This window comes from Streptomyces sp. WMMB 714, assembly GCF_900090125.1.
Taxonomy (GTDB): domain Bacteria; phylum Actinomycetota; class Actinomycetes; order Streptomycetales; family Streptomycetaceae; genus Streptomyces; species Streptomyces daqingensis.
Genome location: NZ_FMHJ01000004.1, coordinates 390,248 through 414,753, shown reverse-complemented (window position 1 = coordinate 414,753; position 24,506 = coordinate 390,248). Strand labels below are relative to the sequence as shown.

Genomic DNA, 24,506 nt, shown 5'->3' with positions numbered 1-24,506 from the left:
CTGCGAGGCGTTCGCGCCGGAGCGGCAGCCGGGGGCCGCCGTCCCGGACGCAGGCGGCCCGCCTCGGGACGGCTACGGAAGCGGGCCGTTCGGAACAGACGGCTCAGACGAGCCGGACCGGCTTGTCCGCTCGGACGCCGACCCTCGCCAGCCAGTCCCTCAGCGGCTGGACGTCCGCCTCCTCGACGAGCGCGAGCACGGGACCGCTGAGATCCGCCGCGCGCTCCCCGCCGACGAAGAGCGCCGGGCCGTCGAGCCAGTCCAGACCGGCGACCGCACCGGCCGTGTCCACCGCCGCACAGCAGACGACCGCGGTGACGTGCTCCGTCATGACCTCGCGCCCGCCGCGGGGAGGCTGCAGCGGCAACCCCATGGGCGCCGCCGCCCCCGTGCCGCCCACGGCGGCCACGAGCGGCGCCACGAGCGCGGCCTCCCCCGCGTTCTCCGCCTCCTCACGGGCGACCGCGGCCGCTATCCGGGCGGCCAGCGCCTCCCCGTCCGCCCCCTCGCTCCCCGCCAGCCGCTCCATGACGCGGGACAGCGTGGGCCCCGGGAGAGCCCCCGCGCCGTCCGCCCCGACCCGTCCGGCACCGACGGCGCCGGGCCCGTCCAGCACGTCGAGCTCGGCGAAGAGACGGGCGGCATGGGTGCGCCATATGCGGTCGACGACCTCCTCCGGGTACTCCTGCCAGTCCACCGGAGACCAGTCGGGCCCGGACTCGGCCGGGCCGCCGTGGAAGAGGCGGGCCGCCAGCAGCGAGATCGACTCGTCGACCGCGCCGGGGGAGTCGAGCAGGTCGCAGGCGGGCCGCTCCCCGAGGCGGGAGGTGAAGCCCCCCGCGAGGCTGTCCCGGTGCGAGAGCTCCGTCAGGGCGGAGACCACGCCGGCGTCCAGCCGGGCGGGCCACCGGCCGATGCGCCAGGCGGGCAGCGCGACACGCGTCAGGAGGCGGTCCCAGCCGGCGTAGGCGAGACCGACCTGCTCCTGGGCGGACGTACGCAGCGCGTGGTCCACACCCTGTGCACGGTGGGCCGCCGCCGCGGCCACGCCGCGCTCCATCTCGGCGGCGTGCGGCACGCAGGCGCGGAGCATGAGGCGGGCGCATCCGCCCGCGAAGCGCAGGCCGAGGCGCCGCAGGGCCCCTGCCCGCCCGCTCCCCGCGTCCGCGGGGTGGTCGGCTACGGCGACGGCGGCGTCGAGGCCGCGCACGAATCGACGTGCGGCAGCTATGTCGGGATGCGCCGAGGGACCCGTACCGGCCACGACGGGGGCGAGCAGCGCCCGCAGCTCCGCGACCCGCATCCACCACAGGAAGGGCGACCCGATCACCAGGACGGGAGCCGGACGCGGGCGGACGCGGAGGGCCGCCCCGGCGCCGCCGCCCGCACCGGAGCGCGCACCCGCTGCCCCGTCGGCGGCGTGCGAGCGGTGGGTGCGGTCCTCCAGCCAGCTGTCGCAGTCGGGGGTGAGCGCGAGGGCCGACGGCGCCGGGACCTCCAGGCGGTCGGCCAGCTCGCGCACCAGGTTGTACAGGTCGGGGGCGGAGCGTTCGTCGAGGGCGACCGTGGGCGCCACCGCCGGCCTGGCCCGCACGATCACGGCGCCGACCGCCGCCGCGACGCCGAGCACCGCCAGCGCCACGGCCGTCACCGCCCAGCGCGCGCCCTGCCACTCCGGGCCGATGCTGCCCGTCCGCTCCCCTGCGAAGAGGACCACCGCCGCCGCCGCGGGCAGCAGGGCGAGCGCGAGGGCCGCGCCGCGGATGCGGAGCACGGAGAGAGCGTGTGAGCGCGCCGAGCGCGCTCCTGCCTGCCGGCCCACCACGAACTGCTCACCCCCAGACAGTCTGCCCGGGCCTTCCGGCCCTCGGATCTCCCCACTGTGGCACCGCGCGATGACAGCGCAACGTGCGCGGGGCCAGTCGGGGAGGAGCCATACGGCTTGCGCGGAACCCTAGTTGGGGCCTCCGGACGCGTCAGCCGCTCCGCGGCGCGGTCACTCGATGGAATGGCTTTGGGCAGAGCTCTTGCGTTGTGGAGGGTGAGCGAGGTGTCCCTTATGCGGCTAAAGCCCCCCGGGTGCCGCATGGCTGCCGCACGCCCGTGGGCAGCGTCCCGGCCGCGGAGACGGGCGCACCAGCCGGGCCGCGTCTGCTCCGCGGCCTTCGCCAGGCCCTACTCCGCGGCCTTCGCCGCGCTTCCCTCCGCGGCCTTCGCCAGGCCTTACTCCGCGGCCTTCGCCGCGATGTCCGAGCGGTGGTGCGAGCCGTCGAGGCCGATCCGGCCGACCGCGGCATAGGCGCGCTCGCGCGCCTCCCTGAGCCCGTCGCCCGTCGCGGTGACGGAGAGGACGCGTCCTCCCGCACTCACCACGCGGTTCCCGGCGTCGCGCTTCGTCCCGGCGTGCAGCACGTACGCGCCGGGTGCGTCCCGTTCGGCGACCTCTTCGAGGCCTTCGACGACGTCGCCGGTGCGCGGCGCCGCCGGGTAGTCCCTGGCCGCCACGACGACGGTGACCGCCGCCTCGTCGCTCCACCGCAGCGGCGGGAACTCCGCCAGCCGCCCGGTGGCCGCCGCGTACAGCAGGCCCGCGAGCGGAGTGCGCAGCCTGGCCAGCACGGCCTGCGTCTCGGGGTCGCCGAAGCGCGCGTTGAACTCGATGACGCGCAGCCCGCGCGAGGTGAGGGCGAGCCCGGCGTAGAGCAGCCCCGAGAAGGGCGTCCCCCGCCGGCGCATCTCGTCGACCGTCGGCTGGAGGACCGACTGCTCGATCTCCCGCACGAGGCCGGGGTCCGCCCACGGCAGCGGCGAATAGGCGCCCATTCCGCCGGTGTTGGGGCCTTCGTCGCCGTCGTAGGCCCGTTTGAAGTCCTGAGCGGGCTGGAGCGGGACCACGCTCTCGCCGTCCGTGACGGCGAACAGCGAGACCTCCGGACCGTCGAGGAACTCCTCCACGACGACGCGTCCGCAGGCGCGGGCGTGGGCGCGGGCCTCCTCGACGTCGCCGGTCACGACGACGCCCTTGCCCGCGGCGAGTCCGTCGTCCTTGACGACGTACGGCGGGCCGAACGCCTCCAGGGCGCCGTCGGTCTCCTCCGGGGTGGTGCAGACGTGGCTGCGTGCCGTGGGCACGCCCGCCGCGGCCATCACGTCCTTCGCGAAGGCCTTCGACCCCTCGAGCCGTGCGGCCTCGGCCGACGGGCCGAACACGGCGATGCCCCTCGCCCGTACGGCGTCCGCGACACCGGCGACCAGGGGGGCCTCCGGCCCGATGACGACGAGGTCCGCCTTCACCTGCGGCGTCTCCGCGAGGACCGAGACGGCCGCGCCGTCCAGGGCGTCGACCGCGTGGAGCGTCGCGACCTCGGCGATCCCGGCGTTGCCGGGCGCGCAGTGCAGGGCGGTGACCTCGGGGTCGAGCGAAAGAGAGCGGCACAGGGCGTGTTCGCGGGCGCCGCCGCCGATGACCAGAATCCTCACGGGAGCAGCCTAGACGGGACGGGCCCGCCCCCTGTCCGCGCCCTGTCACGCCCGGCGCCGGGGCCCGCCCGCGAGGGACAGCGCCCCCCTGTGAACTCTTTCGGGTGAGAAACGGACGACCGCCGATTCCGCACAGGTGCTGAACAGTGCCCCTGTACCGGGCAGTTCGGCAGGAAACCGGCATTGCGTGCCCACGCGCGGCGGTAGGAAGATCCCCCGGGCGTTCCGAGCGCGGAGTGCCGGGGGGCGTGATGTCGGGTGGCCTGATGCGGGGTGCTGTGGGGAGTGGCGCGGTGACTCAGCCGGAGATGAGGTGCGAGGGCGCCTGCCGGAAAGGGCGGGCGGAGCGCGCGGACGTGGAGGGCCGCGGCTTCCCCCTCGGCGACTGGAACGACCCCGCCCGTCGGCTCGACGAGCTCTACGCGTGGGTGGAGCAGCGTGCTCTGCACCTCGCCGACTCGTATCTCGCCGACCGCGTCCGCAAGCGCCGCGGGGCCCGGCTGCTGCGGGCGGGAGCGGCGCTCGGGGCGACGGCGAGCGCGGTCGTGCCGATGCTCGCGCTCACCGGGACGCTGCCCGGAACCGCCGCGGCCTGGGGCTACCTCGCACTGCTGGGGGCGGTCGTGTGCCTCGGCGCCGACCGCTGCTCCGGGCTGACGACGGGCTGGATGCGGGACGTCGCGACGGCGCAGGCCGTCCAACGGCGGCTGGAGACGCTGCAGTACGACTGGGCGTCGGAGGCGGTCCGCGAGGTGCTCGGCCCCACGGAGGGCAGCGCGGGGGACGCCGCGGACCGCGGCCTCGCCCTGCTGCGCCGCTTCACCGAGGACGTCTCGGAGATCGTGCGCGCCGAGACGGCCGACTGGATGCTCGAATCGGGTGCGGGCCGCTTACCCCTGCGGCCGCAGTGGGCGGCAGGGCCCCCGTCGCGCTCGCACGAGGCGTGCCGCCAGCCGCAGAGCGACCGCTCCCCGTTCGCGCGCGGCCCCCGCCCGGCCATGCCGCGGCAGCGCCCACCGGAGGACCTGCACTGACGTGGCTGGGCTCCGGCCCGCCATGAACCGTGACCTGAACTCGGCTGCCAGGAAGGCTGGTTCGAGACACCTCGCCGGTCGAAGGGCCGTTTCCAGCCACAGGACGCCCGGACGCCCCGCGGACGGCCGGACGGCCGGACGGCAGAAGGACTGATCAGCTGAAGACGATCATGGAGCCCTGCGCCAGGCTCCGCGTCGCCGCCGCGTGCAGCCCCAGCCACACGTGCCGCTCCCGCGCGAACGGCCCCTGCCCGTAGTCGATCGGGGAGTCCGCGGGCTCCTCGAGGCCGGTAGGCCGGGACGGCGCGGGCGGCGTGGGCGGAGGGTTGGCCGCGTCGATGCCCAGGCACGGCGCCACGGACTCCAGTTCGCGCAGCAGCCCCTGGCTCGACCCGAGCGGACCGCCGCCCTCCAGCAACTCCTCGTCCGCCAGCGGCGCGTCGAAGTCGACGGGGACGTAGGCGCCCGCGTGGTCGTAGTGCCACACGAGGTGCGACTGCTGCGCCGTGGTCTCGAACATCTCCAGCAACTGCTCGTAGTCGCCGCCGAGTTCGTCGACGGGCGTGACCTCCAGCCCGCACAGCTGCAGCAGGTGGGCGCGCCGGAGGAAGTGCAGCGCCTCGTAGTCGAAACCGGCGATCGGGGCGACCTCGCCGGAGAGGCCCGGCATGTAGTTGTAGACGGGCACCGGAGGCAGGCCCGCGTCCGTCAGCACCTTGTCGTACGCAGCGATCTCCTCGGCGAACGGATTGTCCGTGCTGTGGCACAGCACGTCGACGAGGGGGACCAGCCAGAGATCACATGCCAAGGGGTGCTCCCATCCACGGCTCGGGGTCGCAACAGCGTAGTGCCCGGTGTTGATGCCCCGTCGCGGCAGGCTCCGCACGTCTCGTGAGGGTCACGGTGCCAGCCGGATCGCCGGTCCCTCGGCCAGCGACAGCGCGTGCCGGTGGTATTCGGCCACGATGCGCCGCGACTCGACCGCGTCGCGCTGCTCCACCGCGTCGACGAGTTCCCGGTAGCCGGACCAGAGCCGCGCGGCGCTCTCCCCCTCGCGGCGCAGGCAGGGCACGCAGAAGACCCAGCACTGGGTGCGGAGCCGGTCGAGGAAGTCCAGGATGTACGGGTTGCCCGCGAGGGCGCCCAACTCCCGCCAGTAGCGCAGGTCGTAGCCGATCAGCACGTCGAGGTCCCCGGCGCGCGCGGCCCGTACCGCTGCTTCGGCGCGGCGGCGCACGGACGCCAGCACCGCCGGGTCCAGCTCGTACTCCCGGAGCGGCCCTGCCGCGCCGCCCGCCGCCTCCTCCGCGGTCCGCACGGCCTCCGCCTCGACGAAGCCGTGGAAGAGCCCGTCCATCACGATCATCCGCGCGTGCACCATGGCGCGGTAGTCGTCGATCGTGAACCGGTGGACGCGGAAACCGCGGTGCTGCTCGACGTCGAGCAGACCCTGCGCCGCCAGGTCGACCATCGCCTCGCGCACCGGCGTGGCGGAGACGCCGTACTGCTCGGCGATCTCCTTGACCGTGAAGTGGCTCCCGGCCGGCAGGCGTGCGGCCAGGATCTCGTCACGCAGGGCGGAGGCCAACTGCGCACGCAGGGTGCTGCGTTTGATCATCAGCGTGGACTCCGCCGTCTCAGCCGCGCGCGGACGCGCCGGCTTCCGCGGTATGGGCGTCCGCGACGCTCAGGGCCTCGTCCAGCACGGCCAGGCCCTCCTTGGCCTCGGACTCGCTGATGTTGCACGGCGGCACCACATGGGTGCGGTTCATGTTGACGAACGGCCACAGGCCGCCGCGCTTGCACGCCGCGGCGAACTCGGCCATGGGCGCGTTGTCCGGCCCGCTCGCGTTGTACGGCACCAGCGGCTCGCGCGTCGCCTTGTCCCGTACGAGGTCGAGCGCCCAGAAGGTGCCCATGCCGCGTACCTCGCCGACCGACGGGTGGCGCTCCGCCATCTCCCGCAGGGCCGGGCCGATCACGCTCTCGCCGATGCGGGCGGAGTTCTCCACGATGCCCTCCTCGGCCATCGTGTTGATCGTCGCCACGGCCGAGCCGCAGGCCAGCGGGTGACCGGAGTAGGTCAGCCCGCCCGGGTAGGGCCGCCTGTCGAACCTCGCGGCGATCTCCCCGGAGATCGCGACGCCGCCGAGCGGGACGTAGCCGGAGTTGACGCCCTTCGCGAAGGTGATCAGGTCGGGCGTGACGCCGAAGTGGTCGGCGGCGAACCAGGCGCCCGAGCGGCCGAATCCGGCCATCACCTCGTCGAGGATGAAGACGATGCCGTGCCGGTCGCAGATCTCGCGGACGCCGGCGAGGTAACCGGGCGGCGGCACCAGCACGCCCGCGGTCCCGGCGATGGTCTCCAGGATGATCGCGGCGATCGTGCCGGGCCCCTCGTAGGCGATGGTCTCCTCGAGGTGGGCGAGCGCCCGCCGGCTCTCCTGCTCCTCGGTCTCGGCGTAGAAGTGCGAGCGGTACAGGTGCGGCCCGAAGAAGTGCACCGCGCCTGCCGCGCCGGTGTCGTTGGCCCAGCGCCGCGGGTCGCCCGTCAGGTGGATCGCGGCCGCGGTGTGGCCGTGGTACGAGCGGTAGGCGCTCATCACCTTGGGGCGGCCGGTGTGCAGCTTGGCCATGCGTACGGCGTTCTCCACCGCTTCGGCGCCGCCGTTGGTCCAGAAGATCTTGTCGAGGTCGCCGGGCGTGCGCTCCGCCACGAGCCGCGCGGCCTCCGCCCGTACGTCGACGGCGAAACCGGGCGCCATCGTGCACATGCGGCCGGCCTGCTCCTGGATCGCGGCGACGACCTTGGGGTGCTGGTGGCCGATGTTGGTGTTGACCAGCTGGGACGAGAAGTCCAGGTAGCGGTTGCCCTCGTAGTCCCAGAAGTACGAGCCCTCACCTCCCGCTACGGGAAGGGGCTCGATCAGCCCCTGCGCCGACCACGAGTGGAAGACGTGTGCGCGGTCTGCGGCCCGCACTGCCTCGCCGGCAGCCGGGTCGGGAACGGTTGTACGCGGGGACGTGCTGGTCACGTGCAGGCTCCTCAGCTTCGGGATCACCCTTGGGGGAGGGCACCGGGTGGGACGGCCCACAGCCTAGGGATGAGTTTTCGCCCCGTCTTCCCCGGGACCGAACTATGTGGTTTTCCACCAGAACCGCAGGGCTCCGTACCCGCGGCCAGGTCCGATCGCGTAACAGATCAGCGACGAGCAGGCCGGAACTGTACTCCCCGCGTAGAGTCCGGACGGCGGGAGGGCGGGGGCCGCGAGCCTCCCGGCATGCGATGGGGGAGAGGTAGGCAGCGATGGAACGGCTCAGTGCCGGCGATCCGCGGTCGATCGGCGGCTTCCGGCTGCTGGGGACACTGGGCGAGGGCGGCATGGGGCGGGTCTACCTGGCCCGTTCCAAGCGCGGCCGGACCGTCGCCGTGAAGGTCGTCAAGAGCGAACTCGCCCGGCAGTCCGACTTCCGCCGCCGCTTCGCGCAGGAGATCACCGCCGCCCGCAGGGTGGGCGAGGCGTGGACGGCGCCGGTCCTGGAGGCCGACACCGAGGCGGAGACCCCCTGGGTCGCCACGGGGTACATCGCCGGCCCGTCGCTCGCGCAGGTCGTCGACGAGCAGTACGGGCCGCTGCCGGAGAAGTCGGTGTCGGCGCTCGCCTCCGGGCTGGTGCGGGCGCTCCAGGAGATCCACAACGCCGGGCTCGTCCACCGCGACCTCAAGCCGTCCAACATCCTCATCACCATCGACGGCCCGCGCGTCATCGACTTCGGCATCGCCCGCGCCCTGGACTCCGCGGTGCAGTCGGCGGGCGGACTGACCAGCACCGGGGCGCTGGTGGGGTCCCCCGGCTTCATGTCACCGGAGCAGGTGCGGGGTCAGCAGGTCACACCCGCGAGCGACATCTTCTGCCTGGGCGCCGTGCTCGCGTACGCGGCGACGGGCCGGATGCCCTTCGGCACCGCCGACAGCGGCGTGCACGCGCTCCTCTTCCGCATTGCCTCCGAGGAGCCCGATCTCACCGGCCTGTCGGGCGAGTTGCACGACATGGTCGCCGCGTGCCTCAGGAAGGACCCGGCGCACCGCCCCGCCCTGGAGGAGCTGGCGAAGCGCACCGAGGACGAACTCGCCGGCGCCTGGCTGCCGGGCGAGGTCCTCGCCCAGCTCGGACGGCATGCCGTCCAGCTGCTGGACAGCGAGGACCCGGACACCGAGACCGGCGCCATCCCCGTGGCCGACGCCGGCGCCGCCGCGGGCACCACGGCGGCCCCCGCGTCCTCGCACACGCCTCCCGCCTCGCCCTCCGCCGCTCCGGCACCGCAAGGTGTGTACGGGCCGTCCACACCGCCGCCCGGCGCGTACGGCCCTCCCGCGAGCGCCCCCTACCAGCCCCAGCCCCAGCCCTGGCAACAGCAGCCGGGGCCGGGGGCGTTCCGGCAGAACAACGGCGTGCCCGCCGCCGGGCCCGGGACTCCCCCGCCCCCGGGGCCCGGGCAGCGCCGTGCGATGTCGCCGCGCAAGCTGGGCAACGCCGTCATCGTCTTCCTCGGCCTGTCGCTGGTCGTCGACGTCATCGGGATGTTCCTGCACGGCATGGTGAGCTCCGCGCTGGAGGACAGCGCATCCGTCACGGGCGGCACCGCGGGCCTGCGCCAGGTGGACGGGTTCGTCGCGCTCAAGGGCGCCACGATGACGCTGGAGGTCATCAACGGCCTCGTCGTCATCCCCCTCATCGTGCTGTGGACGATGTGGTTCTGGCGGGCCCGTGTGAACGCGGAGATCTTCTCCCCCGGGCGCGTCCGCTACCCGGCGGGCACGGCGGCGGCGGCGTGGTTCCTGCCGGTGTGCAACCTGTTCATTCCCAAGCAGGTGCTCAACGACGTCTGGGCGGCGAGCAACCAGTCCCCGCAGTGGTACGGGCAGGGGCCGCGTCCCGCCCCGCGCCGCGCCCTCGTCCAATGGTGGTGGCTGCTGTGGCTGTGCTGCTTCTTCGCGGGCGGGGCGGCCAGTTGGGACAGCTGGTACAACATGGCCGACCTGGACGGCGGTCAGGACATCGTCTCGCTGGTGCTGTTCGCGGAGTTCGTCGGCATTCCGGCGGCGGTCCTCGCGATACTCCTCGTCAACCGGCTCACCGCTCTCCAGGACAACCTCATCTCCGGCCGGCGCTGACCGCGGGGGCCCCGCCCCTGCCCCATCTCCTTCCCCGGCCCGGCACTTCCCCTTCCCCGGCCCCCTCGCCGCGTGCCGTTTCTCGTTCCGCCGGCTCGTCCCGCCTGCTCGTCCCACCGTCGCGCCCGGAGTCGCCGACCGCCGGACGTACGCCCGCGAACAGTCCCGCTCTGACGCGGAATTCACATCGGGCAGAGCGCCACACGGCCGTCCAACCCCGGACAGCGCACTCCTCCGCGAGCATCAAACGGGAACCGGTGCGCAGCCCGACCGTGACCTTCGTAATCGACAGTGAGGAGGGATCGATGGACTGGCCGCAGATTCCACGTGGGGGAAGAACATGGCACAGCTGGCGGCGGACGACCCGCATTCGGTGGGCGGTTACCGGCTGTTGAGCAAGCTCGGCGCCGGCGGCATGGGCAGCGTGTACCTGGCACGGTCGGGAGGCGGGCGCACGGTCGCGGTGAAGCTCATCAAGGCCGAACTCGCCGCCGAGCCCGAGTTCCGCTCCCGGTTCCGGCTCGAGGTCGAAGCGGCACGGCGCGTGGGGGAGCGCTGGACCGCACCCGTGCTGGACGCCGACACCGAGGCCGAGACGCCGTGGGTGGCCACCGGATACATCGCCGGCCCCTCCCTGGAGCAGGTGATCTCCAGCCGCGTCCAGCAGGGCCACGGACCGCTTCCCGAGAACTCCGTCCGCACCCTCGCGTACGGCCTCGCCAGCGCCCTGCTCGACATCCACGGCGCGGGCGTCGTCCACCGCGACCTGAAGCCGTCCAACGTGCTGGTGACCATCGACGGGCCGCGCGTCATCGACTTCGGCATCGTCCGCGCCCTGGACGCCCTTCCGGACTCGACGATGACCAACACGGGCGTCGTCGTGGGCTCCCCGAGCTACATGTCGCCGGAGCAGATCCGCGCACAGCAGGTGACGCCCGCCAGCGACGTGTTCTGCATGGGCTCCGTGCTCGCCTTCGCGGCGACGGGCCGGCCGCCGTTCGGCAGCACGAGCGGGGGCATGCACGCGGTGATGTTCAACATCGCCACCGAGGACCCCGACCTGGAGGGCGTCGAGGAACCGCTGCGCGGGCTGATCGCCTCCTGCCTGGCCAAGGACCCCGCGGACCGGCCCGCGCCCGAGGACGTCATCGCGGGCGTGCAGCCCATCTCGACAGGTACCGCCGCCGCGCCGTGGCTCCCGGCCACGCTCATCGCCGAACTGGGGCGGCACGCCGTCCAGTTGCTCGACACGGACACCCCGCCCTCCGGTTCGGGAGCTCCCTCGGGCGTCCCCGGCGCGGAGAGCGGGCAGAGCGGGTCGACGTCCGCGCCCCGGGCGCTCCCCGAGGACCCGACCTCGGCGCTGCCGCAGCCCGCTCAGCAGCAGGCCCCCGCGCCGTCGTCGGCCGCACGGTCCCGCCGGCGCTACGCCGCCGCGGGCGCGGCCGCCGTGATCGTCGCCGGTGCCGCCTTCTTCGCGTCGGGCGCGGAACTCCCCCTGGTCGGCTCGGACGAGCCCGGGCAGACCTCGGGGTCCTCGGACATCCCCGACAGCTACGTGGGCACCTGGAGCGGACCCGTCGTACGGGACGGCGAACCCACGGGCCAGTACCGGCGGTTCACCATCTCCCGCGGCAAGGTGGGAGAGGTCGTCGCGAACAGCTTCAGCCTCGGCACGGACTACGAGTGCAAGAGCGACGCGAAGCTCGTGTCCGTCGGCAAGTCGCTGGAGCTGGACACCAGGGTCATCAAGAGCGTCGGCAGGAAGTGCTCCGCGCTGGGCTCGCACACCGTCACCAGCAACTCCGACTCGACGCTGACGTGGCAGGCGGCGGGCCGCAGCGCGACCCTCAAGCGCGTCGAGCAGCCGGAGAAGCTGCCCGAGGAGTACGTCGGCACCTGGCAGCGGCAGCTGCCCGACGGCGGCACGCAGCGGGTCACCATCGAGCAGTTGCGGGAGGGCAGCCCCATGTCGGTGGCCATGGTCTCCGAGAGCAGCACCCTGCACTGCGAGGCGAAGGCGGACATCTTCTCCGCGGGCGGCGACGGCGAGCCCGTCCGGCTCGGCCCGCCCCTCGTCGACAAGGAGGCCTCGTCCGGCGAGTGCCGGACCGGGCCGCCGTCGACGCTGAGCGTCGAGAACGGCAGCATGCTGCGCTCGTTCACCGAGGGCGGTACGGAGTTCGACTACACCCCCGCCCAGTGACGGCGGAGCGGACGGGCGGAGCGGGCGGGCCGGGTGCCCGCGACCGCGCCGCCGCCCGCTTGCGCTACTTCGTCTCCAGGTCCCGGCGCCGGAAGCCCGCCAGCCCCGCGGCCAGCAGCACGGCGGCGGTGAGGGAGAGCAGCAGCACCGGCGTCCAGTCCATGTCGTCGGACGGCAGCCGTGGCACGTGGCCGAAGGGCGAGATGTCGTTCATCCAGCCGGGAAGCTGCAGGATCTGGCCCAGGTATCCGGCGAGGAAGGCGTAGACGGGCACGCTCCAGGCCGCGGCGGCCGCCCGCGGAAGCCAGCCGTAGATCAGCGCCGCCACTCCGGCCGTGACCCACAGGGCCGGTGCGTAGGCCAGCGCGGCCGCGGTGAGCGACAGCACCAGGCCGCCGTCGCCCGTGGAGGCCGCCCCCGTCAGACCGAAGCCCAGCCCCGCCAGCACCAGCGTGAGCGTGCCGCCGAGCAGTGCGACGGCGAGGTGGCTCCACATCCACCGCACGCGGGACAGCCCCGTCGACAGCAGCGGTTCGGCCCGTCCGGCGCTCTCCTCCGCACGGGGCCTCAGCGAGGCGATGACGACGAACACGGCCGCCAGCACCGCGAGGACGATCATGACGGTGGAGGCGAACGACTCCACGAAGCCGGCGCCGCCCGCCTCGGCCAGCGCCTCCTTCACCACGGCGACGCCTTCGAGCATCTCCTCCACGTCGCCCAGGAGCGAGCCGTACATCGCGCCCAGCAGCAACGCCCCGCAGCAGAAGCCGGCCAGCATGCCGCGCTGGAGCCGCAGCGCGAAGCCGAGCGGACGGACGAGCGCCGCGGAGGCGGTCCGGCGTCCGGGCCGCGGCCTGCGCAGGCCCGCCCCCACGTCGCGCCGGCCGCTGAGCGCGTACGCGCCGGCGGCGGCGGCGCACGCGGCGCCGAGCATCAGCAGCAGCGGCCACCACCGGTCGTCGGCGAACGGGTAGCTGCGCTGCGCCCACCCGATGGGAGAGGCCCACGAGAGCGTTCCGTCGCCGACGTCCCCGGCCGCCCGCAGCACGAATGCCAGGCCGATCACGCCGATCGCCATGCCGGAGGCACCGCGCGCGTGCTCGCTGATCTGCGCCGTCACCGCCGCGACCGCGGCGAAGAAGACGCCCAGGCCGCCGAAGACGGCCCCGTAGAGCAGCGCCCCCTGCCACGTCGTCCCGTCGGCGCCGGACCCGCCGAGGGTGAGGCCGAGCAGCGCCGCCAGCAGCACGTCGGCGATCACCGCGACGGCGAGGGCCGCCGTCAGCGCCGCGTGCCGGCCCACCACGGCGGAGCGGAGGAGCTCCGCCCGCCCGGTCTCCTCCTCGGTGCGCGTGTGCCGTACGACGATCAGGACGCTCATCAGGGCCACCAGCACGCCGTAGAAGCCGAGCACCTGATGGCTGAGCATGGCGCCCGCCTCGTAACCGCCGTCGAGGTAGTGGCGGGGCCCGGTCATGGCGAGTCCGGCCGGGCTCGCCATCGTCTCGGCGAGGGAGGCGCGGGCTTCGGCGCCGCCGTAGAGCCCGGTCAGCTCGCTGAGCGTGGAGACGTGGGCGAGCAGCAGCGCGGCGACCCAGACGGGCACGCGGACGCGGTCGCGGCGCAGCATGAAGCGGAGCAGCGTCCCCGTACCCGCGAGCGGACCGCCGTCCGCGACGGCGGCGGCGGGGGCGGGGGCCGACGCCCCGGCTGACGGTGCGTCCCCGGCGGGCGGCCGTGCGCCGCCCGCCTCGGTTCCGGTGCTCATCGTGCCGTACCCCCGGCTCCGTTGAGGGCGGCCAGCTCGTCGCCGTAGTGCCGCAGCATCAGCTCTTCGAGCGTGGGCGGGTGGCTGGTGAGGCTGCGGATGCCGGAGCCGGAGAGGTGGCGTACGGCCGCGTCGAGGTGCTCGCCGTCGACGGCGAAGTGCACGCGACCGCCGTCCGTGCGCAGGCCGTGGACTCCGGGCAGCTCCCCGAGACCCGCGACGGGCCGGGCGGTCTCCGCCTCGATGGTGGTGCGCGTGAGGTGGCGCAGGTCGCTGAGCGTCCCGGACTGGACGATCCGGCCGAGCCGGATGATGCTCACGCGGTCGCACAGCTTCTCCACCTGGGCGAGGATGTGGCTCGACAGCAGCACCGTCTTGCCCGCGGCCCTGGCCTGGAGCACCACGTCCTGGAAGACGACCTCCATAAGCGGGTCGAGGCCCGCCGTCGGTTCGTCGAGGAGCAGCAGCTCCGCGTCCGACGCGAGCGCGGCGACGATGGCCACCTTCTGGCGGTTGCCCTTGGAGTAGGTGCGCCCCTTCTTCGTCGGGTCGAGGTCGAAGCGCTCGATCAGTTCGTCACGGCGGGCGGGGTCGATGCCGCCGCGGAGCCGGGCGAGCAGGTCGATGGCCTCGCCGCCGGTCAGCCCGGGCCACAGTTCGACGTCTCCGGGCACGTAGGCGAGGCGGCGGTGCAGGCTGACGGCGTCGTCCCACGGGTCGTGCCCGAGGAGCCGTGCCGCGCCGGCGTCCGCGCGGAGCAGGCCGAGCAGCACGCGGATCGTCGTCGACTTCCCGGCGCCGTTGGGGCCCAGGAATCCGTGGACCTCGCCTCTCCCGACGGAGAGGTCCAGCCCGTCGAGGGCGCGTGTGCGCCCGAAGGTCTTCACGAGACCGGAGACGGAGATGGCGGTGGTGGCTGTGTCCATGCTCGCGAATCTACGCTTCTTTCAGAAATTTGTGAAGTTAAGGAAGCGATAGGATCTGGCCAGGCGACTGAGCAGGGAGAAGCTGACCGGTGACCGCAGAGCGACCAGAGCACGGGCCCGAGGGGACGGCCGCACCCGGGGCGGGAAGGGGCGTCCGGTCCTCCGCGGGGCGGTCCTCGGAAGAGGAGCGATCGACCGTGGAGCAGCCGGCCGAGGGGCAGCGGTACGAGGAGCAGCCGGCCGAGGGGCAGCGGTCGGCCGAGCTGCGCCAGTACGACGAGGTCACCTCGGCGTTCGTGGAGCGGTTCGCCGCCGACATGACCGAGGCGGGGATGCAGCGCATGGCCGCGCGGATCTTCGCCTGCCTGCTCAGCTCCGAGAGGGGCTCGCTGAGCTCGGCCCAGCTCGCGGAGCGCCTACGCGTCAGCCCGGCGGCGGTCTCGGGGGCGGTCCGCTACCTCTCCCAGGTCCACATGGTCAGCCGGGAACGCGAACCGGGCTCCCGCCGCGAGCTCTACCGCGTGCACGAGAACGTCTGGCACGAGGCGCTCGTCGACCGGGACCAGATCCTCGGCCGCTGGACGAAGACGCTGCGTACGGGCGAGGCGAGCCTCGGGCCGGACACCCCCGCGGGCCGCCGGGTCCGCGATACCTACGACTTCCTCGAGTTCATGCAGCAGGAGCTGTCGCAGATGCTGGAGCGCTGGCGCGCCCACCGCGCGTCCCGGGACGCGCACGAGACGCCCCGGGACGGGTGAGCGGCGAGCGGGCCCGCCGGACGCCTGGTCAGACGTCCTTGGCCCGGTTGTAGAACTCCTCGAAGGTGAGGACGCCGTCCGTGTCGGCGTCCCGGGTCCTGAGGATCGCCTCGGCCAGCCCGACCGTGTACTCGCGGTCGCCCAGCTCCACCATGGCCTGCTGGAACTCCACCGCGGTGACGAACCCGTCGCCGTCACGGTCGAACTTTTCGAAGGTCTTGCGTGCTGCTTCTTCGTCGGCCACGAGACGTTCCTCCGCTGGTCGGTTATCGGGCCCGTTCAGACTAGACGGCGCCCTCGGCGGCCCGGATGCGAACTCCCCTCCGAGGCCCGCCCCTCCGGGACGTGCGCTCCAGGCCCCGCGGCCCCGCACGGCCGCTACCGCGGCCGGCCCACCGGCAGCACGAGGCTCCACGCCCGCGCCAGCGCCGTCCACGTACGGACCCTCACCGGGCCGCCCACCAGCGCGTCCGCGCGGTAGTGGAAGTCCGGCCCGGAGACCGTCACCGCCCTCGCCCGCACCCGGACCGGGCCGGAGCGGTCCTCACTCGGCCGCACCGTCACCTGCGCGAGGCCCGCGTGCGCACCCGCTCCGGGCTGCACCGAGACCTCCATGACCGGTTCGTCGAGGTCGGCCAGCAGCACGCCGTCGGCCTCCACCCGCAGCCGCTGCGGCGGCACCGGCACGTCACCGCGCACCCCGCGGCCCACGCGCACGGCCCGCACGGAGCGCGAGAGCGAACGGCGCGTACGGGAGAGTCCCGGCAGGGCGGAGAGGGCCTGGACCACCGGTGCGCCCTGTCCGGCACGCTCGCCGGCCTTCTCCCCGCGGGCCCGCTCCCCGCCGGGAGAGCCGCGGCCGTCCGCCCCGGAGCTCCCGCGCTCCGCCGGGCTGCCGGGGATGCGCAGGTCGCCCAGTACGACGCCTCCGCTGTCGTCCGTCAGCAGTCCGAGCCGGCGCGGCGCACCGTCCAGGACCGTACGGGCAGCCGAGACCGCGTCCGGCGGCACACCCAGGCCGCAGGCGAGACGCACCCGCTCGGCGGCGCCCACCGGCACCACCGACAGCGCGACGTCGTCCAACTCCCGTTCGCGGTGCAGCAGTCGGACCGTCCGGAGCAGTGCTCTGTCGTCGCCCACCACCACGGGACGCCGGCTGCCCCGGCGGACGAGCGCCCGCTCCGCCTCCTCGGGCGTCTCGGGCAGGCACACCTTCACACCGGGCGCACGCGCGCTCAGCACGTCACGCGCGATGCGCACGGACTCCCCGTCCCACAGCCGGGCGGCGGGGTCGATGACCACGAGCAGCGGGAGCTGCGAGGTCCCCGTGGGGTCTGGAGCCGACACCTTGCTCCTCTGGTTTCTCTCTCAGGTAATCTCTCGGTGCAAGAGCCCCTGTCGCTGTTGCGCCAGGGGCTGTATCTATCCGGGGCACCGGTCCGCGGCTCTTGCGATGGCAGAACCGCCACGCACGTGGGACATGCCCCGCCCGGAAGGGGTGTACGCCTGTGCCCGCACTCGTGCTGCTCGGTGCTCAGTGGGGTGACGAGGGCAAGGGGAAAGCGACCGACCTTCTCGGAGGCTCGGTGGACTACGTGGTGCGCTACCAGGGAGGCAACAACGCCGGCCACACGGTCGTCGTGGGCGACCAGAAGTACGCGCTGCACCTGCTCCCTTCGGGCATCCTCTCCCCGGGGTGCACCCCCGTCATCGGCAACGGCGTCGTCGTCGACCCGGCGGTCCTGCTCTCCGAGCTGAGCGGGCTGAACGAGCGCGGCGTCGACACCTCCAAGCTGCTGCTCAGCGGAAACGCCCACCTGATCACGCCGTACCACACCGAGGTCGACAAGGTGACGGAACGGTTCCTCGGCAAGCGGAAGATCGGCACGACGGGCCGCGGCATCGGCCCCGCCTACGCCGACAAGATCAACCGGGTGGGCATCCGCGTCCAGGACCTCTTCGACGAGTCGATCCTCACGCAGAAGGTCGAGGCCGCCCTCGACTTCAAGAACCAGGTGCTCGCCAAGCTCTACAACCGGCGCGCGATCCGCACCGAGCAGATCGTCGAGGAACTCCTGGGCTACGCGGACGCGCTGCGCGGCTACGTCGCCGACACCACGCTGATCCTGAACGACGCCGTCGACGAGGGAAAGGTCGTCCTGTTCGAGGGCGGGCAGGGCACGCTGCTCGACGTCGACCACGGCACGTATCCCTTCGTCACCTCCTCCAACCCCACGGCGGGCGGCGCGTGCACGGGAGCGGGAGTCGGCCCGACGAAGATCAGCCGGGTCATCGGCATCCTGAAGGCGTACACGACCCGCGTCGGCGCGGGCCCCTTCCCGACCGAGCTGCTCGACGCGGACGGCGAGGCGCTGCGCACCATCGGCGGCGAACGGGGCGTCACCACCGGCCGCGACCGCCGCTGCGGCTGGTTCGACGCCGTCATCGCCCGGTACGCGACCCGCGTCAACGGCCTCACCGACTTCTTCCTCACGAAGCTCGACGTCCTGACGGGGTGGGAGCGCATCCCCGTCTGCGTCGGCTACGAGGTCGACGGCCGGCGGATCGACGAACTCCCCTACAGCCAGAGCGACTTCCACCACGCCAAGCCGGTGTACGAGTACCTGCCGGGCTGGTCGGAGGACATCACCAAGGCGAAGACCTTCGACGACCTGCCGAAGAACGCGCAGGGCTACGTCAAGGCGCTCGAGGAGATGTCCGGAGCACCCGTCTCGGCGATCGGAGTGGGCCCGGGCCGGGACGAGACGATCCAGATCAACTCCTTCCTCTGAGCGGGAGGTTCCCCGCCCCGGCGCCCGGTCCGGGGCGCCGGGGCGGGGTCCCCGACCACCACGCCCATGTCCCTGACTTCGAGGAAGGACGGTGCCGCCATGGCGGCGAACTCCCCCCTTGTCGACGCCCTCGGGCTCCAGCCCCATCCCGAGGGCGGCTGGTTCCGCGAGACATGGCGCAGCGGCGTCCCGACGCACCCCGAGGGGTACGGAGGCGAGCGGGCGAGCGCGACGGCCATCTACTTCCTGCTCGGCCCCGGGGAGGAGTCACGCTGGCACGTCGTGCGCTCCGCGGAGATCTGGCTGTGGCACGCCGGATCCCCGCTGCACCTCCAGCTCGGCGGGGACGGTGCCGCACCCGGCGACGCTCCCGCCACCGTGACGCTCGGCCCTGACGTCGCAAGCGGCCACGTACCGCAGGCAGTCGTGCCCCCGGACGTCTGGCAGCGCGCCCGCCCCGCGGACAGGGACGGGGAGACGCTGGTCAGCTGCGTGGTCTCACCGGGGTTCGACTTCGCCGACTTCCGCATGCTGCCCTGAACGCCTGCCGGCCGGGGCGAGGCTTCCCGGCTGCCGCGTCCAGCGGGGCCCCGTGCCCCGGGTGGGCATCCGCGCCCGGAGCGGCCGCGTCAAACGGGCCCCCGCGCCACCGCGTCGGCCAGCACCCCGAACGCGGGGCTGCCCGGCACGAAAGGCGCGTAATGCCCCACTCCCGGCAGCAGGTTGAGCCGCACGCCCCAGTCGTTCGCGTAGCGGCGCGACAGCTCCACCGGCACTACATCGTCGACGGTGCCGTGCAGGATCTCGACGGGCACGCGCGGCGGCAGCCTCATCGGATCGGCCTCCGGAAGGCGGCGGGCCAACTCCCCCTCGCCGCCGAGGAATCCGGCCACCGCGCCGTCGCTGAGCCGCAGCGCGTGAGCCCGCTCCAGGTCGGCGACGGGCGAGACCGCGACGACACGCCCCGCCGCCCGCTCCGCGGCCGAAGCGGCCCACAGCGCGAGCTGGCCGCCGGCCGAATGCCCCAGCAGCACAGCGGGCGGGCCCAGCGCCTCCAGCGCGGCGGCGACGTCCTCGGCGGTGACGGGCCACCCGCCGCCGCCTCCGGTGCGCCGGTACTCGACGAGTTCGACCCGGACCCCGCGCTCCGCCAGGGCGGCGGCGAACGGCGAGAGGTGGCTCCTGTCGTACGGCTCGCGCCAGAAGCCGCCGTGCAGCACCACCACGCGCGGCCCCGACCCGCCCGTCCCGTAGAAGTCGACCACCTGGGAAGGGTGTTCGCCGTACGCGACGGTGCGTTCCGGCGGAACCGGCCGCAGCGACAGCAGTGCCCTCTCCTCCGCGCCGCTCAACCCCTCATCCCTTCAACTCCGCGGCTTTCCGGCCGCTTTCGGCTCCCCGCCCGCTCACCGCGCGCCTTCGACTACCCGCACGGCCTCCCCCAGCGCGGCCGCCGCGCGCTCCGCGTCGCCGAACGACGTGTAGAGCGGGGTGAATCCGAAGCGCAGCACGCCCGGCCGGCGGAAGTCCCCGAGGACGCCGCGCTCGTGGAGCGCCGCCATCACCCGCTCCGCGTCGGCCCTCAGCTCACCCTCGCAGAGCAACGAAACCTGGCTGCCCCGCAGTTCGTGAGACTCCGGGGTCAGCGAGGTGACTCTGCCCTCCGGAACGTGGGCACGGACCCGCGCCATGAAGAAGTCCGTCAGGGCGAGGCTCTTGGCGCGTACCGCCGCCATGTCGACGCCCTCCCAGACCCGCAGCGCCTCCTCCAGGGCGAGCATGGAGAGGATGTCGGGAGTGCCGACCCTGCCGCGTGACGCCCCTTCGGCCGGCTCGTAGCCGGACGCCATGGCGAACGGGTCCCGGTGGGAGGTCCAGCCGGGCAGCGGGGAGTCGAACCGGGGCTGCAACTCCCGCCGCACGTACAGGAAGGCAGGCGCGCCGGGCCCGCCGTTGAGGTACTTGTACGTGCACCCCACCGCGAAGTCGGCGCCTTGCGCGTCCAGTTCGACGGGCAGCGCCCCCACGCTGTGGCAGACGTCCCAAACGATGCGGCCGCCCGCGCGGTGCACGCCGACGGTGGCGGCCGCCGGATCGTGCAACTCCCCCGTCCGGTAGTCGACATGGTTGACGAGGGCGGCGGCGGTCGCGGGGCCCGCGGCCTCCCCCATCCGCGCCGCGGGCACTGCGCGCACCTGCGAACCCGTCATGCGTGCCGCGGACTCCGCGATGTACCCGTCGGTCGGGAACGTGGCCGCGTCGACCAGGATCTCCGTGCGGGCGGGTCGCCCGGCGGGGGTGTCCTCCCGCGCGACGCGCACCGCGGCGACCAGGGACTTGAAGACGTTGACGCTCGTGGAGTCACCCACGACCACCTGCCCCGGGGCGGCGCCGAGGAGAGGGGCGATGCGGTCGCCCGTCCGCTCCGGCGCGTTCCACCAGTCCGACTCGGACCACGAGCGGATGAGCAGGCGCCCCCACTCGCGCTCCACCACGTCCGCCAGCCGATCCGGAACCGAACGCGGCAGCGCGCCGAGGGAGTTGCCGTCCAGGTAGACGGTGCCCTCCTCCAGGGCGAAGAGCTTCCTGCAGGCGGCGAGTTCGTCCGCGGCGTCGAGGACCGCTGCTTCGAGTTGTCCTGCCTCCGGCTCAGACACGGCTGCGGGCCGTCCACAGCTCCGGGAAGACGTTCTTGGCGGCGCGCTTCTCCAGCCACGCCACGCCCGCCGAGCCTCCCGTGCCGACCTTGGAGCCCATCGCCCGCCTGGTGGCGACCAGATGGTCGTTGCGCCATCGCCAGACGAGCTCGGCGACCTCCGTCAACGCCTCGCCGAGCCGCACCACTTCGCCGTCGGGGCGCTGCGCGTAGGCGTCGGCCCAGACGGTCTCCACCTGGGCGTCGGGCCGGTAGAGCTTCGAGACGTCCCGGTCGAGGACGTCGGCGGGGATCTCCTCACCCCGCCGCGCGAGGAACCTCAGCACCTCGTCGTAGAGGCTCGGTTCGTGCAGCGCCTTCTCCAACTCGGCGTGCACGCGCGGCGCACCGCGGTGCGGCACGAGCATGGACGCCGACTTCTCGCCCAGCAGGAACTCCATCCGCCGGTACATGGCCGACTGGAAACCGGAGCCCTCACCGAGCGCGGAACGGTAGGAGTTGAACTGGGCGGGCGTCAGATGGGCCAGCGGCTCCCATGACGCGTTCAGCGACGACAGCTCGTACGTGGACCGCTTCAGCGCGGCCATCGCTCCCGGCAGGTCGTCCTGCCTGAGGCACTGCGCGGCTGTCTGCCACTCGTGGACGATGAGCGTGAACCACAGCTCCATGACCTGCGTCGTGACGAGGAAGGCCATCTCGCCCGGGTCGTCGGAGAGCGGGTGCTGGAGGTGGGTGAGGACGTCGGCCTGGACGTAGTCCTCGTAGGGCGTGGTGCCCTCGAAGTCGAGATGGGGGGCCTGCGTGCCGGCCTCGGGGTCGTCGACGGCGTGGGACATCGCTGTCTCCTCAACGTGGTGTCCGGGTAGCGGTCCGCTCCTTATCTGTAGGCAATGGAGCCCCGGTCCCCTCAGGCCCGCCACCGGACGTGGTCGTACGGGCCTGACAACATCATCGGTGAGGCGGCCCGCCGCGACAAGGGCAGCTGGTCAGCACCGTTGTCATATGCCCCCAGCCCCTCCGGAAGGCTCCCGGAAGGGAGCCCCCGGACGGGGGGGGTGGAGCGGCTGGACGCTCCGGTCCGCATACGTCCCGGGCCCGCTCCGGCGCGGCCCGGTCGCGGCCTCAGGAGAGGGTGGCCGCCGCGGTGGGCGAGCTCTCCTTGAGGAACGTCGAGCAGCGCTCGTACTCCTCCTGCTCGCCGATCGCGTGCGCCGCCCGCGCGAGAGCGTGCAGCGCCCGCAGGAAGCCGCGGTTCGGCTCGTGCTCGAACGGCACGGGGCCGTGGCCCTTCCATCCGCTGCGGCGCAGCGCGTCCAGGCCGCGGTGGTAGCCGGTACGCGCGTAGGCGTACGACTCGACGACGCGTCCCGCCTCGAAGGCGTCGTCCGCGAGCAGCGCCCACGCCAGCGAGGACGTGGGGTACTTCGCGGCGACCTCCACGGGCGCCGTGCCGGAGGCCAGCAGTTCACGCGGCTCCGGGTCGTCGGGCAGGTGGGTCGGGGGCGGGCCCCCGAGCAGGTTCTCGTGGATGCTCATGTTTTCCAGTCTGCCTTGTGTGACGGGGCGCAGCTGCCGTACGGAGACAGACCGCGGGCAGCGGCAGGGCCGGACACGCCCCGCGGTGCGGACGGCCCGGCCCCGGCCTGCTGCTGCGCTGCTGGTCTGCCCCTGTGCGGGCAGCGCGGACGGTGCTACTTGAGCCGGGTACCGGTCGAGCGCAGGTTCGCGCACGCCTTCTGCACGCGCTCCGCCATGCCCTTCTCGGCCGCCTTGCCCCAGCTGCGGGGGTCGTAGGTCTTCTTGTCGCCGACCTCTCCGTCGACCTTCAGCACGCCGTCGTAGTTGCGGAACATGTGGTCCGCGACCGGGCGGGAGAAGGCGTACTGGGTGTCGGTGTCGAGGTTCATCTTCACCACGCCGTTCTCGAGCGCGGTGGCGATCTCGGTGTCCGTGGAGCCGGAGCCGCCGTGGAAGACGAAGTCGAACGGGCTCTGCTTGCCGAACTTGGCGCCGACGCCGTCCTGCAGGTCCTTCAGCAGCTCGGGGCGGAGCACGACGTTGCCGGGCTTGTACACACCGTGCACGTTGCCGAACGAGGCGGCCAGCAGGTAGCGGCCCTTCTCGCCCAGGCCCAGAGCCTCGGCGGTGCGCAGCGCGTCGTCGACCGTGGTGTACAGGTCGTCGTTGATCTCGTGGCTGACGCCGTCCTCCTCGCCACCGGTCGGGGTGATCTCGACCTCGAGGATGATCTTCGCCGCCGCGGCCTCGGCGAGGAGCTCCTCACCGATCTCCAGGTTGTCCTTGAGCGTCTCGGCCGAGCCGTCCCACATGTGGGACTGGAAGAGCGGGTTCTTCCCGGCGGCCACCCGCTCCCTGGAGACGGCGAGCAGCGGACGCACGTAGCCGTCCAGCTTGTTCTTCGGGCAGTGGTCGGTGTGCAGGGCGATGTTGACCGGGTACTTCTTGGCGACGATGTGCGCGAACTCGGCCAGCGCCACGGCGCCGCTGACCATGTCCTTGCTGTACTGCCCGCCCAGGAACTCCGCACCGCCGGTGGAGATCTGGACGATGCCGTCGCTCTCCGCCTCCGCGAAACCACGGAGCGCCGCGTGCAGGGTCTGCGTCGAGGTGACGTTGATGGCGGGGTAGGCGAACTTGCCGGCCTTGGCCCGGTCGAACATCTCGTTGTAGACCTCAGGGGTCGCGATGGGCATCTGTCCGCTCCTTGGGGTACGTGATCGGCTCTGGTGCAGAGTTCGGGGTCGGTCAACGGAACGACGTCATCGTCGCTCCCCATCCTCCCAGACGGGCGCCGGTGCCAGGCGTGCGGTTCACGAGTGCACGAAAGCCCTGTGCCGCACAGCGGGCCGTGTGCGCGGTTTCACGTGGAACACGTCCCAACACCCGGCTTCCGCCCGGGGTTTGGGCTCCCGGGGCCCGCGCCTGCCCGTCGCCGCACCGGGGACGGACCCGCGCCTGTGCCGGACCCGCGCGTGTCCCGGCCCCGCTCATCACGGGTGCCCCGGACGGACGCCCGATCGCGGGCACGGGACGGGCGTCCGACGGGCCGGTGCGGGTCAGTCAGGCCAGTTCGAGGTCCGTGAGCCCGTACGCGTACAGGTACGGCAGTCCCGCGTCCGCGATCGCCGCGGCCGCGCCCCGCTCCACGATCGTCGCCACCGCGACGACCTCGGCGCCCGCCTCGCGGGCCGCCTCGACAGCCGTCAGCGGGGACCCGCCGGTGGTGGAGGTGTCCTCCACGATCAGCACCCGCCGTCCACGGATGTCCGGACCCTCGATGCGCCGCTGCAGACCGTGCGCCTTGCCCGCCTTGCGCACCACGAACGCGTCCAGCCGGCGGCCCCGGGCCGCTGCCGCGTGCAGCATCGCCGAGGCCACCGGGTCGGCGCCGAGGGTGAGACCGCCGACGGCGTCGAAGTCGAGTTCCGCGGTCAGGTCGAGCATGACCTGGCCGGCCAGGGGGGCGGCGTCACCGTCGAGGGTGATGCGCCGCAGATCGATGTAGAAGTCAGCCTCCTGCCCGGAGGAGAGCGTGACCTTGCCGTGTACGACGGCCTTGTCCTTGACCTGCTGGAGCAGCGCCGCACGCGCACCCGTGGGGGAGGCGAGGGGGGACGCTCCGGGAGAGGAGGATGCAGTGCTCATGGCCCCCGAGCCTAAGCGGACGGGACCGCGCCACGACGGCAGGG

At 73.3% G+C, this 24,506-nt stretch carries 21 protein-coding genes; 6 read left to right on the top strand and 15 right to left on the bottom strand.

Features of this window, described 5'->3' with window-relative positions; translation table 11 throughout:
* Window positions 1-103: 103 nt before the first annotated feature.
* Window positions 104-1,846 (bottom strand): membrane protein, encoded by a 1,743-nt coding sequence (locus H181DRAFT_RS09655; RefSeq protein WP_045863849.1) that lies wholly within the window; start codon window positions 1,844-1,846, stop codon window positions 104-106.
* Between the two features lie 377 nt (window positions 1,847-2,223).
* Window positions 2,224-3,480, bottom strand: a complete 1,257-nt coding sequence (gene purD / locus H181DRAFT_RS09650; protein ID WP_045863848.1) for a phosphoribosylamine--glycine ligase — start codon at window positions 3,478-3,480, stop codon at window positions 2,224-2,226.
* Window positions 3,481-3,773: 293 nt separating this feature from the next.
* Here purD and H181DRAFT_RS09645 point away from each other — a divergent pair, with 293 nt between their 5' ends.
* Window positions 3,774-4,514, top strand: coding sequence for an SLATT domain-containing protein (locus H181DRAFT_RS09645; RefSeq protein ID WP_045863847.1), 741 nt, complete (start codon window positions 3,774-3,776; stop codon window positions 4,512-4,514).
* A 154-nt stretch (window positions 4,515-4,668) separates the two neighbouring features.
* Here H181DRAFT_RS09645 and H181DRAFT_RS09640 read toward each other — a convergent pair whose 3' ends face one another.
* From H181DRAFT_RS09640 to H181DRAFT_RS09630, 3 genes are all read right to left on the bottom strand, one after another.
* A complete protein-coding gene (locus tag H181DRAFT_RS09640) occupies window positions 4,669-5,322 on the bottom strand; it encodes a hypothetical protein (RefSeq protein ID WP_045863846.1) in 654 nt (217 codons plus the stop codon).
* Window positions 5,323-5,412: 90 nt separating this feature from the next.
* Window positions 5,413-6,132, bottom strand: a complete 720-nt coding sequence (locus H181DRAFT_RS09635) for a GntR family transcriptional regulator (RefSeq protein ID WP_045863845.1) — start codon at window positions 6,130-6,132, stop codon at window positions 5,413-5,415.
* Window positions 6,133-6,151: 19 nt separating this feature from the next.
* Window positions 6,152-7,549, bottom strand: a complete 1,398-nt coding sequence (locus tag H181DRAFT_RS09630) for an aspartate aminotransferase family protein (RefSeq protein ID WP_045863844.1) — start codon at window positions 7,547-7,549, stop codon at window positions 6,152-6,154.
* A gap of 272 nt (window positions 7,550-7,821) precedes the next feature.
* On the opposite strand from H181DRAFT_RS09630, the gene H181DRAFT_RS09625 reads away from it, so the two are divergent.
* Both H181DRAFT_RS09625 and H181DRAFT_RS09620 read left to right on the top strand, forming a co-directional pair.
* Window positions 7,822-9,690, top strand: coding sequence for a protein kinase domain-containing protein (locus H181DRAFT_RS09625; protein ID WP_045863843.1), 1,869 nt, complete (start codon window positions 7,822-7,824; stop codon window positions 9,688-9,690).
* A gap of 340 nt (window positions 9,691-10,030) precedes the next feature.
* The gene (locus H181DRAFT_RS09620) at window positions 10,031-11,896 is read left to right on the top strand and encodes a serine/threonine-protein kinase (protein WP_045863842.1); all 1,866 of its coding nucleotides are present in this window, start codon (window positions 10,031-10,033) and stop codon (window positions 11,894-11,896) included.
* 64 nt (window positions 11,897-11,960) lie between these two features.
* Here H181DRAFT_RS09620 and H181DRAFT_RS09615 read toward each other — a convergent pair whose 3' ends face one another.
* Complete coding sequence (locus tag H181DRAFT_RS09615) at window positions 11,961-13,526, bottom strand: ABC transporter permease (RefSeq protein WP_254666782.1); 1,566 nt, start codon at window positions 13,524-13,526, stop codon at window positions 11,961-11,963.
* A gap of 134 nt (window positions 13,527-13,660) precedes the next feature.
* Window positions 13,661-14,590: an ABC transporter ATP-binding protein gene (locus tag H181DRAFT_RS09610; RefSeq protein ID WP_045863840.1), complete on the bottom strand. Its 930-nt coding sequence runs from the start codon at window positions 14,588-14,590 to the stop codon at window positions 13,661-13,663.
* A gap of 317 nt (window positions 14,591-14,907) precedes the next feature.
* Between H181DRAFT_RS09610 and H181DRAFT_RS09605 the strand changes: the two genes are divergently transcribed.
* Window positions 14,908-15,348, top strand: a complete 441-nt coding sequence (locus tag H181DRAFT_RS09605) for a GbsR/MarR family transcriptional regulator (RefSeq protein WP_078895636.1) — start codon at window positions 14,908-14,910, stop codon at window positions 15,346-15,348.
* 28 nt (window positions 15,349-15,376) lie between these two features.
* Here the strand turns inward: H181DRAFT_RS09605 and H181DRAFT_RS09600 are convergent, their stop codons facing one another.
* Entirely contained in the window at window positions 15,377-15,592 is a 216-nt protein-coding gene (locus H181DRAFT_RS09600) for an EF-hand domain-containing protein (RefSeq protein WP_045863839.1), read from the bottom strand.
* Window positions 15,593-15,726: 134 nt separating this feature from the next.
* Window positions 15,727-16,695, bottom strand: coding sequence for a diacylglycerol kinase (locus H181DRAFT_RS09595; protein ID WP_254666769.1), 969 nt, complete (start codon window positions 16,693-16,695; stop codon window positions 15,727-15,729).
* Between the two features lie 161 nt (window positions 16,696-16,856).
* Between H181DRAFT_RS09595 and H181DRAFT_RS09590 the strand changes: the two genes are divergently transcribed.
* Together H181DRAFT_RS09590 and H181DRAFT_RS09585 are read left to right on the top strand one after the other, a co-directional pair.
* Window positions 16,857-18,140, top strand: a complete 1,284-nt coding sequence (locus H181DRAFT_RS09590) for an adenylosuccinate synthase (protein WP_045863838.1) — start codon at window positions 16,857-16,859, stop codon at window positions 18,138-18,140.
* A gap of 99 nt (window positions 18,141-18,239) precedes the next feature.
* A complete protein-coding gene (locus H181DRAFT_RS09585; protein ID WP_045863837.1) occupies window positions 18,240-18,680 on the top strand; it encodes a cupin domain-containing protein in 441 nt (146 codons plus the stop codon).
* An 89-nt stretch (window positions 18,681-18,769) separates the two neighbouring features.
* Here the strand turns inward: H181DRAFT_RS09585 and H181DRAFT_RS09580 are convergent, their stop codons facing one another.
* The 6 genes from H181DRAFT_RS09580 to pyrE all read right to left on the bottom strand — a co-directional run bounded on the left by H181DRAFT_RS09580 (window position 18,770) and on the right by pyrE (window position 24,462).
* A complete protein-coding gene (locus tag H181DRAFT_RS09580; protein ID WP_045863836.1) occupies window positions 18,770-19,492 on the bottom strand; it encodes an alpha/beta fold hydrolase in 723 nt (240 codons plus the stop codon).
* Between the two features lie 54 nt (window positions 19,493-19,546).
* Complete coding sequence (kynU, locus tag H181DRAFT_RS09575; protein ID WP_045863835.1) at window positions 19,547-20,797, bottom strand: kynureninase; 1,251 nt, start codon at window positions 20,795-20,797, stop codon at window positions 19,547-19,549.
* The gene (locus H181DRAFT_RS09570) at window positions 20,790-21,632 is read right to left on the bottom strand and encodes a tryptophan 2,3-dioxygenase family protein (protein WP_045863834.1); all 843 of its coding nucleotides are present in this window, start codon (window positions 21,630-21,632) and stop codon (window positions 20,790-20,792) included. The genes kynU and H181DRAFT_RS09570 overlap by 8 nt, the downstream gene beginning before the upstream one ends.
* Before the next feature lie 286 nt (window positions 21,633-21,918).
* Entirely contained in the window at window positions 21,919-22,332 is a 414-nt protein-coding gene (locus tag H181DRAFT_RS09565; protein ID WP_045863833.1) for a DUF3151 domain-containing protein, read from the bottom strand.
* A gap of 155 nt (window positions 22,333-22,487) precedes the next feature.
* Window positions 22,488-23,510 carry a class II fructose-bisphosphate aldolase gene (fbaA, locus tag H181DRAFT_RS09560; protein WP_045863832.1) on the bottom strand — a complete coding sequence of 341 codons (1,023 nt, stop codon included), beginning with the start codon at window positions 23,508-23,510 and terminating at the stop codon, window positions 22,488-22,490.
* 367 nt (window positions 23,511-23,877) lie between these two features.
* Window positions 23,878-24,462, bottom strand: a complete 585-nt coding sequence (pyrE, locus tag H181DRAFT_RS09555; RefSeq protein WP_074467787.1) for an orotate phosphoribosyltransferase — start codon at window positions 24,460-24,462, stop codon at window positions 23,878-23,880.
* Window positions 24,463-24,506 lie beyond the last annotated feature (44 nt).

Bases quoted from the DNA above. Each gene is read 5' to 3' on its own strand.
- H181DRAFT_RS09635 (WP_045863845.1), bottom strand. From the start codon at position 6,132: ATGATCAAACGCAGCACCCTGCGTGCGCAGTTGGCCTCCGCCCTGCGT.
- H181DRAFT_RS09625 (WP_045863843.1), top strand. From the start codon at position 7,822: ATGGAACGGCTCAGTGCCGGCGATCCGCGGTCGATCGGCGGCTTCCGG.
- H181DRAFT_RS09620 (WP_045863842.1), top strand. From the start codon at position 10,031: ATGGCACAGCTGGCGGCGGACGACCCGCATTCGGTGGGCGGTTACCGG.
- H181DRAFT_RS09615 (WP_254666782.1), bottom strand. From the start codon at position 13,526: ATGCTGCGCCGCGACCGCGTCCGCGTGCCCGTCTGGGTCGCCGCGCTG.
- H181DRAFT_RS09610 (WP_045863840.1), bottom strand. From the start codon at position 14,590: ATGGACACAGCCACCACCGCCATCTCCGTCTCCGGTCTCGTGAAGACC.
- H181DRAFT_RS09605 (WP_078895636.1), top strand. From the start codon at position 14,908: ATGACCGAGGCGGGGATGCAGCGCATGGCCGCGCGGATCTTCGCCTGC.
- H181DRAFT_RS09585 (WP_045863837.1), top strand. From the start codon at position 18,240: ATGGCGGCGAACTCCCCCCTTGTCGACGCCCTCGGGCTCCAGCCCCAT.
- H181DRAFT_RS09570 (WP_045863834.1), bottom strand. From the start codon at position 21,632: ATGTCCCACGCCGTCGACGACCCCGAGGCCGGCACGCAGGCCCCCCAT.
- H181DRAFT_RS09565 (WP_045863833.1), bottom strand. From the start codon at position 22,332: ATGAGCATCCACGAGAACCTGCTCGGGGGCCCGCCCCCGACCCACCTG.
- fbaA (WP_045863832.1), bottom strand. From the start codon at position 23,510: ATGCCCATCGCGACCCCTGAGGTCTACAACGAGATGTTCGACCGGGCC.
- pyrE (WP_074467787.1), bottom strand. From the start codon at position 24,462: ATGAGCACTGCATCCTCCTCTCCCGGAGCGTCCCCCCTCGCCTCCCCC.